9 protein-coding genes and 3 tRNA genes are annotated in these 11480 nt (G+C 38.8%); 7 read left to right on the top strand and 5 right to left on the bottom strand.

The genetic code is table 11. The features are described from left to right. The first annotated feature begins 61 nt into the window (after positions 1–61). Together folP and WBW42_RS14935 are read left to right on the top strand one after the other, a co-directional pair. The gene (gene folP / locus WBW42_RS14940) at positions 62–913 is read left to right on the top strand and encodes a dihydropteroate synthase (RefSeq protein ID WP_032063753.1); all 852 of its coding nucleotides are present in this window, start codon (positions 62–64) and stop codon (positions 911–913) included. Between the two features lie 135 nt (positions 914–1048). Next, positions 1049–1363, top strand: coding sequence for a DUF5713 family protein (locus WBW42_RS14935; protein ID WP_005067609.1), 315 nt, complete (start codon positions 1049–1051; stop codon positions 1361–1363). A gap of 411 nt (positions 1364–1774) precedes the next feature. On the opposite strand, the gene WBW42_RS14930 is transcribed toward WBW42_RS14935, so the two are convergent. After that, positions 1775–1860, bottom strand: a tRNA-Leu gene (locus WBW42_RS14930). Between the two features lie 196 nt (positions 1861–2056). Between WBW42_RS14930 and WBW42_RS14925 the strand changes: the two genes are divergently transcribed. After that, complete coding sequence (locus WBW42_RS14925; RefSeq protein ID WP_032057427.1) at positions 2057–3820, top strand: alkaline phosphatase D family protein; 1764 nt, start codon at positions 2057–2059, stop codon at positions 3818–3820. 103 nt (positions 3821–3923) lie between these two features. Here WBW42_RS14925 and WBW42_RS14920 read toward each other — a convergent pair. Together WBW42_RS14920 and WBW42_RS14915 are read right to left on the bottom strand one after the other, a co-directional pair. Continuing rightward, positions 3924–4009 (bottom strand) — tRNA-Leu (locus WBW42_RS14920). A gap of 11 nt (positions 4010–4020) precedes the next feature. Further along, positions 4021–4094: transfer RNA gene (locus tag WBW42_RS14915), tRNA-Cys, on the bottom strand. 152 nt (positions 4095–4246) lie between these two features. Here WBW42_RS14915 and folD point away from each other — a divergent pair. Beyond that, the gene (gene folD / locus WBW42_RS14910; RefSeq protein ID WP_002115552.1) at positions 4247–5095 is read left to right on the top strand and encodes a bifunctional methylenetetrahydrofolate dehydrogenase/methenyltetrahydrofolate cyclohydrolase FolD; all 849 of its coding nucleotides are present in this window, start codon (positions 4247–4249) and stop codon (positions 5093–5095) included. Between the two features lie 256 nt (positions 5096–5351). Then, positions 5352–6020, top strand: coding sequence for a class I SAM-dependent methyltransferase (locus tag WBW42_RS14905; protein WP_032057429.1), 669 nt, complete (start codon positions 5352–5354; stop codon positions 6018–6020). A 22-nt stretch (positions 6021–6042) separates the two neighbouring features. Here the strand turns inward: WBW42_RS14905 and WBW42_RS14900 are convergent, their stop codons facing one another. After that, positions 6043–6465, bottom strand: a complete 423-nt coding sequence (locus WBW42_RS14900; RefSeq protein WP_032057430.1) for a hypothetical protein — start codon at positions 6463–6465, stop codon at positions 6043–6045. 117 nt (positions 6466–6582) lie between these two features. Continuing rightward, on the bottom strand, positions 6583–7914 hold the full coding sequence (locus tag WBW42_RS14895; RefSeq protein ID WP_005803945.1) for an MFS transporter: 1332 nt from the start codon (positions 7912–7914) through the stop codon (positions 6583–6585). 373 nt (positions 7915–8287) lie between these two features. On the opposite strand from WBW42_RS14895, the gene glpK reads away from it, so the two are divergent. After that, positions 8288–9796 carry a glycerol kinase GlpK gene (gene glpK, locus WBW42_RS14890; protein ID WP_032057432.1) on the top strand — a complete coding sequence of 503 codons (1509 nt, stop codon included), beginning with the start codon at positions 8288–8290 and terminating at the stop codon, positions 9794–9796. A gap of 154 nt (positions 9797–9950) precedes the next feature. Further along, entirely contained in the window at positions 9951–11468 is a 1518-nt protein-coding gene (gene glpD / locus WBW42_RS14885; RefSeq protein WP_032057433.1) for a glycerol-3-phosphate dehydrogenase, read from the top strand. The last annotated feature ends 12 nt before the right edge of the window (positions 11469–11480 follow it).

Below are 11480 nucleotides of genomic sequence, written 5' to 3'. Positions count from 1 at the left end.
TCAACACCATATATAGATGATAATTGCTAAAATACAGCCTGATTTTAAACTGGAGCTTTTTATGCAACTAATGCCTTTGCCTGAACAGATTTTACAGTGTGGACAGCTTCAGTTAGATTTATCACAGCCTCACGTTATGGGCATATTAAATGTCACACCAGATTCTTTTAGTGATGGTGGAAAGCATAATCAAGTAGATCAAGCGATTGCTTATGCGCTAGCCATGGTAGAGCAAGGCGCTACCATTATTGATATTGGTGGTGAGTCTACCCGTCCAGGAGCATCTGAAGTAAGCGTAGAAGAAGAAATACGAAGAGTTGTGCCCGTAGTTGAAGCTTTAGCTAAACATAATATTGTTCTATCAATTGATACAAGTCAGCCTGATGTTATTCGTGCAGCGAAAAAAGCAGGAGCACATATTTGGAATGATGTACGTGCGCTTACTCGTCCCAATGCTTTAAAAACGGCAGCAGATCTGGATATACCCGTAGTGATCATGCATATGCGTGGTGAGCCGACTACAATGAATCAGTTAGACCAATATACGGACGTAACCTTAGATGTTATAGCGGAACTCCAGCAGCGCGTGAATGAAGCTTTAAATGCGGGCGTGAAAAAACATAATATTATTATTGATCCTGGCTTTGGTTTTGCAAAAAATGCGCAGCAAAACTTAAGACTACTCAAAGAATTTTGGAAGCTTGGTGAAATGGGTTATCCGATTTTATCTGGCCTTTCTCGTAAACGTTTTATTGGTGAAGCATTAAAGGGTGCAACTGCAGATCAGCGTGCGGTAGGAAGCGTTACGGGGCATTTGCTTAGTATTCAGCAAGGAGCATGCATTGTTAGAGCGCATGATGTCAAAGCAATGACTGATGCAATTCTAGTTTGGAAGGCGATGATACAAGCTTAATAAAGTAGGCTTTATAAAAATCAGGTAGTAGCTCATTAATTTAATGAGCTAGATGATTGAGTCAGGGAAAAATATCGTTATTCTTTTGAAAATATGTTATAAGCGGCAAGTTTTTGCTGTTGTGTAAACTTTTGTATGTTCGAAGACTTACTTCTCCCGATGTTTGATGATGAATATTATCCAGATATTTTGGTCGCTGAACTCAAGCAGCTCATTGAACAATTTGCTAAAAAAGTTCAGAAGCCTGCCTTAGCTGAGCAGGATATCTATCGATATGCTCATCAAACTGTAATTGAAATTAATGAGATGAAACCTCAGTTCGAAGATCTAGATTCTTCTTTAGATGATAGTGCTGCTGACTATATTGCTGAAGCAATGATGATGGTAGCACAGGAAGCTGGATATTTAGATCTAGAAATGGAAGAGCTGGTTATGAATCGAGAGTGGTGATTACTCTCGATTTTCAATATCTTCAAATGCATCTAATAAGTGGCAAGATGCCTTTAAATGTATTTCGTCTATTTTTTTAACTTTTAAAATTAAAACACCATTCTCTTGATAATCTGCGTCCGCTAACAAACTGACTCAATAAGTTTCTCGTTTTTGTTCCAGCGTTTTAAATTTATCTATTCGGGTGCTTTAACTAAATAATCATCTCTGGTAATAGAGCAACGTGAAAAATACCAATGGTTGTCTTTGAAAGAAAGGGTACCAGAGAAAAGATCTGTGGCGTAAACCTTTGTTATAAAAAGGGTAGTGCAAACGAGTAATAATATTCTTATCATAAAATTCATTTTGATTAGGCATAAAAAAACCAGCATACGCTGGATTCTTTGTAGCACCAAATTCAATATTTGAAAATGGTGCCCGGGGCCGGACTCGAACCGGCACGCTTTGTGGGCGGGGGATTTTAAATCCCCTGTGTCTACCTATTTCACCACCCGGGCATGTGCGCAATAATAGAGGACAAGTGCGCGATTGGCAAGAGAAAATCAGAGAGTTTGCTTTATTTTCAATCAGTTCTTGTTGGTATTTATATAAATTAACCAATTTGTGTCATAATTTGTTCATTAAACTGAGATCAGTTGTTCATCTTATCTACCTAAATTTAAGACACTCATTGCTTAAAACTTAGGTAATTTTATGTCAGAGAAAATTTCACGCCGAGAATTAATTCAAAAAAGTCTGTTCGGTTTTGGGGCGCTATCTTTGCCCGTAGCTTTTACGGGGTGTAATGATGGTTCCGATGAGGAGGGTTCAGAAACACAAGCAGATTTTTTACATGGAGTTGCGAGCGGTGACCCATTGCAAGATAAAGTAATTTTATGGACGCGGTTAACACCAGTAGACCTTAATGCGCGTCTTAGAGTTACTTGGGAAATTGCTACCGATGATCAGTTCAAGCAGAATTTAAAGACTGGTACGGTTCAAACGAATAAAACTGACGATTTTACCGTGAAGGTGGATGCAACAGGTCTACAAGCGGGTATGACTTATTATTATCGCTTTCGATTTGGTAGCAAAGTCTCGCCAGTAGGGCAAACAAAAACATTACCTGTAACTACCAATAAGGTCAGCTTCGCAGTATGTTCTTGTTCTAATTATCCTGCGGGTTATTTTTACGTTTATCGTGAAATGGCAAAACAGAATGTGGATGTAGTCATTCATTTGGGAGATTATATTTATGAATATGGGGCTGATGGCTATGCGACAGAAGATGCTGCAAAGCTGGGCCGTACTTTACCGTCCGATAATAATAAAGAAATTATTAAATTAGATGATTATCGCAAACGTTATGCGCTCTATCGCCAGGATAAGGACTTGCAGGCGGTTCATCAGCGTCATCCTTTTATTGTAATTTGGGATGACCATGAGTTAGCAAATGATACTTGGCGTGAAGGTGCAGAGAATCATCAAAGTAATGAGGGTCCTTTCTTGGAGCGTAAATTAGCTGCTCTACAAGCTTATTTTGAATGGATGCCGATTCGCCCAGTTTCTAGTACCGATCATTTAAATATCTATCGTCAGTTTAACTTTGGTTCGCTGGTTCAATTAACCATGTTAGATACACGTATTATTGCGCGAGATAAACAGCTCGAATATAAAGACTATATGATAGCTTCTGGTTTAGATGCTCAAAAGTTTCAGGCTGATTTAACAGATCCAAAGCGTACTTTAATGGGATATACGCAAAGGGATTGGCTGGTCGATAAATTACAGCAATCTACAGCAACATGGAATGTTGTGGGACAGCAAGTCTTAATGAGTAAAATGTGGATTCCAGCTGAGTTGTTGGCATCGTTGGGGCAAATTACTTCAGGCGGAACTTCGTCTGATACATTAGCTAAAATGACTGCTCAGATTACAGAATTAGTCACATTAAAATTACGATTAGAGCAAGGTGATCCAACTTTAACTGTTCAAGAAAAAGCGCGAGTCACAACTTTAGTTCCCTATAACCTCGATGCTTGGGATGGTTATTACGCTGAACGAGAGTTTTTGTATGACAAATTGGCAGAGTTTAATAAGAAAATTATTGTTTTGGCGGGCGATACCCATAATGCGTGGACATCTTACTTATATAGCCAAAAGGGTGAATATATCGGGGTTGAACTGGCGACAAGTTCGGTTTCTTCACCGGGTCTTGAAAAATATTTAAGTATTCCGCTAACTCAGTTGCAGCAATTTGAATTTGCCTTTACAACGCTTATCGATGAATTGGCATTTTGTAATTTAAATCAGCGGGGTTATTTGATGGTTACACTAGATGATAAGCAGGTGCTGTCGGATTGGATTTTTGTAGATTCAATTAAAAATGCAGAATATAAAGTAGATTCTAGTCGAAGCTATCAATTGGTGTTGGATGCGAATTTAACACCTGAAAAAGATAAGCAAAAAACTGCTTAAATATATGGGGCGAGAAAGGGATGCTAATAAGTATCCTTTTTTTAGACATAAAAAAACCAGCTTTCGCTGGATTCTTTATGACACCAATTTCTATACTAGAAAATGGTGCCCGGGGCCGGACTCGAACCGGCACGCTTTGTGGGCGGGGGATTTTAAATCCCCTGTGTCTACCTATTTCACCACCCGGGCTTTACCAAATTTGGAGGCGGAGGTCGGAATCGAACCGGCGTCCACGGAGTTGCAGTCCGCTGCATGACCACTCTGCCACCCCGCCTACATTTGGTGATGCACATATTAGCAACCTTTACAAAAAAAACAATACTCTTTTGAGATAAGATGAACATAAAAGCAACATCTAGAATAAATTTGTCCAAATAATCATGTATTATTGGCACATTAAATTCATGTCTACCTTGGAGATGTGCTGTGGCATTGGTTTTAGACGGTCGCGCATTAGCAAAGCAAATTGAAGAAAATTTGTCAGTACGTGTTGAAGCTTTAAAAGCTAAAACAGGTCGTACCCCAATTTTGGCGACTATTTTAGTTGGGGATGATGGTGCATCTGCAACTTATGTACGCATGAAAGGAAATGCTTGCCGTCGAGTAGGCATGGATTCTTTAAAAATTGAATTGCCACAAGAAACGACAACAGAACAATTATTAGCTGAAATTGAAAAACTTAATGCTAACCCAGATGTACATGGCATTCTTTTACAACATCCAGTTCCAGAGCAAATTGATGAGCGTGCATGTTTCGATGCAATCTCATTAGCTAAAGATGTTGATGGTGTAACCTGTCTTGGTTTTGGCCGTATGGCTATGGGTGAAGCGGCATATGGTTCAGCGACTCCTGCTGGCATCATGACCATTTTAAAAGAAAACAATATCGAAATTGCTGGTAAACATGCGGTTGTGGTTGGCCGTTCTGCAATTTTAGGTAAACCAATGGCAATGATGCTTTTGCAAGCCAATGCAACAGTAACGATTTGCCATTCACGCACACAAAACTTACCTGAGCTTGTGAAACAAGCCGATATTATTGTCGGTGCAGTTGGTAAAGCTGAACTTATCCAAAAAGATTGGATTAAACAAGGTGCAGTGGTTGTAGATGCTGGTTTCCATCCTCGTGATGGCGGCGGTGTAGGTGATATTCAATTACAAGGTATTGAAGAAATTGCTTCTGCTTACACACCAGTACCGGGTGGTGTTGGTCCAATGACTATTACAACTTTGATTCGTCAAACTGTAGAAGCTGCTGAAAAAGCTTTAGGTTAATTTAATTAACGCTAGGCTGTTATTTGATACGCGTAACCGTCATCCGCAATTGTTTGAGGCAGAAATACGTTAAAAATTTAATGTTTCTGCGATACTTTCGATTCTAGAGAGTATCTGCCGAGTTTTGCGGATGACAATGGTTTTGCCTACTTTTCCCGAAAGAAAAGTAGGTCCAACCGAAGGTTATTCTAAAAATTCAAATCATAATGGAATGACTCTGTTATGCTTGTTATAAAAATGAATTAAAAGAAATCTGATGAGCTGCACCTTTCAACTGTCTAAAGCCCCTGAACATTTACTTCAAGCCTTACATGAAGTTATTCCCAATTGTGAGTTGATGGTACAACAATTACCAGAAACGCCTATTTCTTTATGGTTGATTCCACCAGTTTTTCCAACTGATCGCTTAGATGATGAAGTTATTCGTCGTATTTGGAATGATACGCCGTATTGGATTTTTTGTTGGGCATCTGGTTTGGCGATGGCGCAGTGGTTACTTGCAGAGCCGCACCATGTTAAGGATAAAGTTGTTTTGGATTTTGGAGCGGGTTCGGGTGTAGTTGCAATTGCTGCAAAAATGGCAGGAGCGAAACGAGTCATCTGCTGTGATATTGATCAAGTTAGTTTGAATGCTTGCCGCGAAAACGCTTTACTTAATAATGTTGAGCTAGAATATTTAGATGATTTATATAAGGCTGAGCAAGTTGATGTTTTGCTAGCAGCTGATGTTTTATATGATCAATGTAACCGCTTTTTCTTAGATGAATTTTTAAAGTTTGCACCAGAAGTCTGGGTGGCTGATAGTCGTGTTAAAAACTTTAGTCATCCCAAATATGAAAAAATTGAAGAAAGAAGTGCTTCTACATGGCCTGATCTGGATGAAGCTAAAGAGTTTAGAAATGTAAGTTTTTATAAGACGCTGTAAAAGAACAGCGTCTTTTTTTATTTTATGAACAAGTATAACGAACAACTTTTAGCGTGCTTGGACGTGCTTCAAGCGCTTGGCGAGTCGCATAGTCTTCACCATTATTTAAGCTAGGTGTATTTGATAAGCCAAAAGAAGCACGAGTTTCGCCGAGTTGAATTCCATAATGCTCATCTTTCGCTGGATTAGGAATTTCATTGATACTCAAAATTGATAATTTATAAACTTTCTGAGCACCTAGCACATTCTGACAAGCGCGTTGTAATTTACGTTCATCGAGTTGCTGGTTATTACGACCCGCTAAAGTGTAAGCTAAAGTCGCCGAAGTTTTTGTTTGGTTTTCAATCTGGTATCCAGTTGAACCATTATATTGTCGAGGGGTAGTCTGACAAGCAGTTAAAACAAACATACTACTTAATGTCAAGCATAAAATACTTCTATTCATCAGTATCGTCCTTATTTTCTTATAGCTAGTATCTCATAAAATACAAAGGTTGTTGGGGCTTAATCTCATGATTTGAGCTAACATCGGCGAACGATATTAGCTCTTATTAGTAAAGTATTAATGTTCTTTGATTTTTGAATGATGCTTGGTATCTTTCATAAAAATATAAATAATGAGAGAAATGAAGATCATAATACTTACATAAATAAAGTACCAAGATTCATGCCCAGCTTCTTTAAAACTTAAAGCAAAGAACTCTGCTGTTCCGCCAAATAACGTATTAGCAATTGCGTAAGGTAATGCAACACCTAAAGCGCGAATGTGTGCAGGGAAAAGCTCAGCTTTAACTACGGCATTAATTGAAGTATAACCAGTCACCATTACGAGCCCCCCAAAACATAACCAGAAAGCTGTCCAGTAATTATGTGTATTTGCAAGTGCATCAAATAAAACGTATGTGAATAAAACACCTGTTATTCCGAAGAAAATCATAAGGGGTTTTCGACCAATGCGATCCGACAAAGCACCCGCTACAGGCTGTAGACACATAAAAATAAATAGCGCTAAAGTTGTAATTTGAGTGGCTTCAGGTTTGGTAAATCCAGAAGTATTGACCAAATATTTTTGCAGATAAGTCGTGTAAGTATAGAAAGCTAAAGTCCCGCCAGCTGTTAAAAATAATACTGTGAACGCTTCTTTCGGATAATGTTTAAATAAAGCAAACATGCCTGATTTAGGCTGGTCTGTTTCTGCCTGAGCATTTTTAAAAGATTGAGTTTCTAATAGGCCACGTCGAATGCGGAAAACTACAATAGCAAGTAAAGCTCCAATAAAGAATGGAATACGCCATCCCCAATCATGTAATTGTTCTTCAGTTAATACCATTTGTAATATTAATAGAACACATAGGGCTGTGAGCTGACCAGCAATCAATGTTACATATTGGAAGCTAGAGAAAAAACCACGTCGATTTCTTTCAGCCATTTCACTTAAATAGGTAGCACTAGCACCATATTCACCGCCTACACTTAAGCCTTGAATTAAACGGGCGACAACTAAAAGAAGAGGGGCAAATACACCAATACTTTCATAACTTGGCGTCACGGCAATAAGCAGCGAACCGATACACATTAAAGTGACTGAAAGCGTAAGACCCGCCTTGCGTCCTTTACGGTCGGAATAGATTCCCATAATCCATGCACCGATCGGGCGCATTAAAAAGCCTACAGCAAAAATTGCGGCCGCTTGAAGGAGTTGAGCCGTCTGGCTACCTTTTGGGAAAAAAGCATGAGCAAAATAGAGCGTAAATGCGGCATATACATACCAGTCGTACCATTCGACAAGGTTACCAGCAGAACCGCCCAAAATTGATTTTAGACGAGTTTTTGTATCTAAATTAGAGTGTGGAGTTGTTGCGGTAGAAGGTTGATCAACCATGAGTCGCTCCATGTTTCGCTTGGGTTGAATGCTAAAAAAGAGAAGATTTATTCCGTTTTTACATATTTTCTAGAGGAGTATTTCACTTTATTTTTTTTATGTCTGTAAAACAATGTTTATTATTTAAGCAAAGGAATAAGTTGAATATTTATGTGATTTCAAATTAGCCGATCAGCTCACGTTTATAATATTGTTGGGATCTTTGGCATATTATTTTTTTCCAAGTAGTAAAAATTGATAAAGAATGAGTAGAGTTTGGGCGAAGAAAACCTATACCCCTTAAAAATAATGATATATTCCAAAGAAAATTTTAAGTAAATATAGTTAGGCATGATGTCTTGGCATTGTGGACTAGATGTGTGTGAATAATGAAAGGGACATTCAGATGTCAAATTGCCCGAAAAAATATATTGTTGCTTTTGATCAGGGAACAACAAGCTCAAGAGCAATTGTTTTAGACCATGATGCTAACGTTGTAAGTATTGCTCAAAAAGAATTTACTCAGATTTATCCTCAGCCTGGCTGGGTTGAGCATGACCCTATGGAAATTTGGGCTACGCAAAGTGCTGTTTGGGTAGAAGCATTAGCTCAAGCAGGTATTAAGAGTGAACAAGTTGCAGCAATTGGGATTACCAATCAGCGGGAAACCACAGTTGTTTGGGATAAAAAAACGGGCAAGCCGATTTACAATGCGATTGTTTGGCAAAGTCGACAAACGACTGAGATATGCAATCAATTGCATAAAGCAGGATGGCAAGAATACATTCGTAAAACAACGGGTTTGGTGATTGATCCGTATTTTTCGGCTACAAAAATTAAATGGATTTTAGACCATGTTGAAGGAAGCCGTGAGCGTGCTGAGCGAGGAGAGTTGTTGTTCGGTACGGTGGACACTTGGTTAATCTGGAAACTAACCAATGGTGCTGTTCATGTGACTGATTTTACCAACGCATCACGAACCATGCTGTTTGATATCGAAAAGCTAGAATGGGATGAAAAACTTTTACAAGTTTTAGAGATTCCTCGAGAAATGTTACCCGAAGTACATAGCTCATCTGAGGTTTATGGATATACACATACTATTAGTGGGCAAGAAGTAGGTATTCCAATCGCAGGAATCGCAGGTGATCAACAAGCCGCACTGTTTGGTCAAATGTGTGTTGAGTCTGGTCAGGCAAAAAATACCTACGGCACTGGCTGTTTTCTATTAATGAACACAGGTAAGAAGATTGTTCGTTCAGAACATGGATTACTAACTACTATTGCATGTGGTGCGAGTGGTGAGGTGAACTATGCATTAGAGGGTGCCGTATTTAATGGTGGTTCTTGCGTTCAGTGGTTACGCGATGAATTAAAAGTCATTAAGAATGCTAAAGACTCTGAGCTTTATGCAACACGTGTGAAAGACAGTAACGGTGTATATGTTGTACCTGCTTTTACAGGGTTAGGCGCACCATATTGGGACCCAACAGCGCGTGGAGCTATTTTTGGACTTACTCGTGGGGCTAGTATTGAACATATTATTCGTGCAACTTTAGAGTCTATTGCTTTTCAAACCCGAGATGTTTTAGATGCAATGCAGCAAGATGCAGAAGAAGAGCTTCGTACACTTAGAGTCGATGGCGGAGTAACAGAAAATAATTTCTTGATGCAATTTCAAGCCGATATTTTAGCGACACCAGTAGAACGTCCAATAATGAAAGAAACCACAGCTTTGGGGGCAGCTTTTCTTGCTGGACTGGCGACGGGTTTCTGGCAAGATCTACATGAGTTAAGAAATAAATCTGCCATAGAAAAGGTATTTGAGCCAAAAATGTCTTATGAACAATCAGAAATTATTTATAAAGGGTGGCTCAAGGCAGTTAAGCGTAGTCAAAGTTGGGCTGAGGATTAATTCGTTCTTTAACTGGTTGAATTCAATAGTAGGGTAATTAATTAACGGTTAAATACTTGGTTATTTAAAATTGATTATTCTACTTTTTTGATTGTTGTTTCTTCAATTTGGTGTTTTAATTTTTATAAGATCAACAATAAAAAGAAAATGAGAAATGAAAATACAGCCTAATGATTATTCAAAAATATATGACATTGCCGTGATCGGTGGCGGTATTAATGGTGTTGGTATCGCTAATGATGCTGCAGGCCGTGGACTATCGGTATTTTTATGTGAAAAAGATGATTTAGCTAGTCACACTTCATCTGCTAGCAGCAAATTAATTCATGGTGGTCTGCGTTATTTAGAGCATAAAGAATTTCGTCTGGTTAGAGAGGCTTTAGCAGAGCGTGAAGTGTTGTTGGCTAAAGCTCCACATATTATTAAACCCATGCGCTTTATTATGCCTCATCGACCACATTTACGTCCTGCGTGGTTAATTCGGGCGGGCTTGTTTTTTTATGATCATTTGGGAAAACGAGAAAAATTATTAGGATCAAATCTTATTTACTTCAAAGAAGATAGTCCTTTAAAACCAGCCATCACACGTGGCTTTGAATATTCTGACTGTACTGTAGATGATGCACGTCTTGTAGTGTTAAATGCATTACAGGCCAAAGAGAAAGGTGCCAAAGTCGTAACACGTACGCGTTGTATTAAAGCTTATAGGGAACAAGAGTTGTGGCATCTGGAGTTACAAAGCGGAGCAGAGTTTTATCAGGTACGTGCACGAGCTTTAGTGAATGCGGCAGGTCCTTGGGTTGAAGAAATTATTAGTGAAAATCTGAAGCTAAAATCACCCTATCGAATTCGGCTGATCCAAGGAAGTCATATTGTTGTACCAAAATTATATGACTGCCATAAAGCCTTCATTATGCAAAACGAAGATCGACGCATCGTGTTTGCCATTCCTTATTTAGAAAAATATACACTGATTGGTACGACAGATCAGGAATATATAGGTGATCCACAAAAGGTAGAGATCACAGAGGTAGAAATTGATTACCTCTTAACAGTGGCCAATTCACATTTTAAAAAGCAGTTAACTCGAGCTGATATTGTAAGTCAATACTCGGGTGTACGTGCTTTATGTGATGATGAGTCTGATAATCCTTCAGTGATTACACGTGACTATACCTTGGCATTACAGGCTGAACATAAAAAAGCACCTTTGTTATCTGTGTTTGGTGGCAAGATCACAACTTACCGAAAATTAGCCGAAGCTGCTTTAGATCATCTGTCTGCATTTTTTAATGATATGGCAGAGGAGTGGACTGCAGATGAGCCATTACCTGGCGCTGAAAACTGGACAACACTAGATGATTTAACGCATCAGATTCATTCACGTGTAAGTGGAGTTTCTGAGTCACTTACCAACCGTTGGGCGCATGCATACGGCACAAGAGTCTGGAATATGGTTCGAGAGAGAAATGCAATAGAGCAATTAGGCCAGAATTTTGGACATGATTTATTTGAATGCGAAGTCAAATACTTATGTGAATATGAATGGGCAACTACTGCGGAGGATATATTGTGGCGTAGAACAAAACTAGGTCTGGCATTTGATGAAAAACAAGTAAAAATATTAGAAGCTTATTTATCTGAGCGTCGACAAAAAGATGATGCCGCATAATAAAAAAGGTCG

The sequence above is a fragment of the Acinetobacter sp. LT1 genome, from assembly GCF_059800965.1.
This window is presented reverse-complemented; position numbering and strand designations above follow the sequence as displayed.

Excerpts from the sequence above, each read along its gene's own strand:
- folP (WP_032063753.1), top strand. The coding sequence starts at position 62 with ATGCAACTAATGCCTTTGCCTGAACAGATTTTACAGTGTGGACAGCTT.
- WBW42_RS14935 (WP_005067609.1), top strand. The coding sequence starts at position 1,049 with ATGTTCGAAGACTTACTTCTCCCGATGTTTGATGATGAATATTATCCA.
- WBW42_RS14925 (WP_032057427.1), top strand. The coding sequence starts at position 2,057 with ATGTCAGAGAAAATTTCACGCCGAGAATTAATTCAAAAAAGTCTGTTC.
- WBW42_RS14905 (WP_032057429.1), top strand. The coding sequence starts at position 5,352 with ATGAGCTGCACCTTTCAACTGTCTAAAGCCCCTGAACATTTACTTCAA.
- WBW42_RS14900 (WP_032057430.1), bottom strand. The coding sequence starts at position 6,465 with ATGAATAGAAGTATTTTATGCTTGACATTAAGTAGTATGTTTGTTTTA.
- WBW42_RS14895 (WP_005803945.1), bottom strand. The coding sequence starts at position 7,914 with ATGGAGCGACTCATGGTTGATCAACCTTCTACCGCAACAACTCCACAC.
- glpK (WP_032057432.1), top strand. The coding sequence starts at position 8,288 with ATGTCAAATTGCCCGAAAAAATATATTGTTGCTTTTGATCAGGGAACA.
- glpD (WP_032057433.1), top strand. The coding sequence starts at position 9,951 with ATGAAAATACAGCCTAATGATTATTCAAAAATATATGACATTGCCGTG.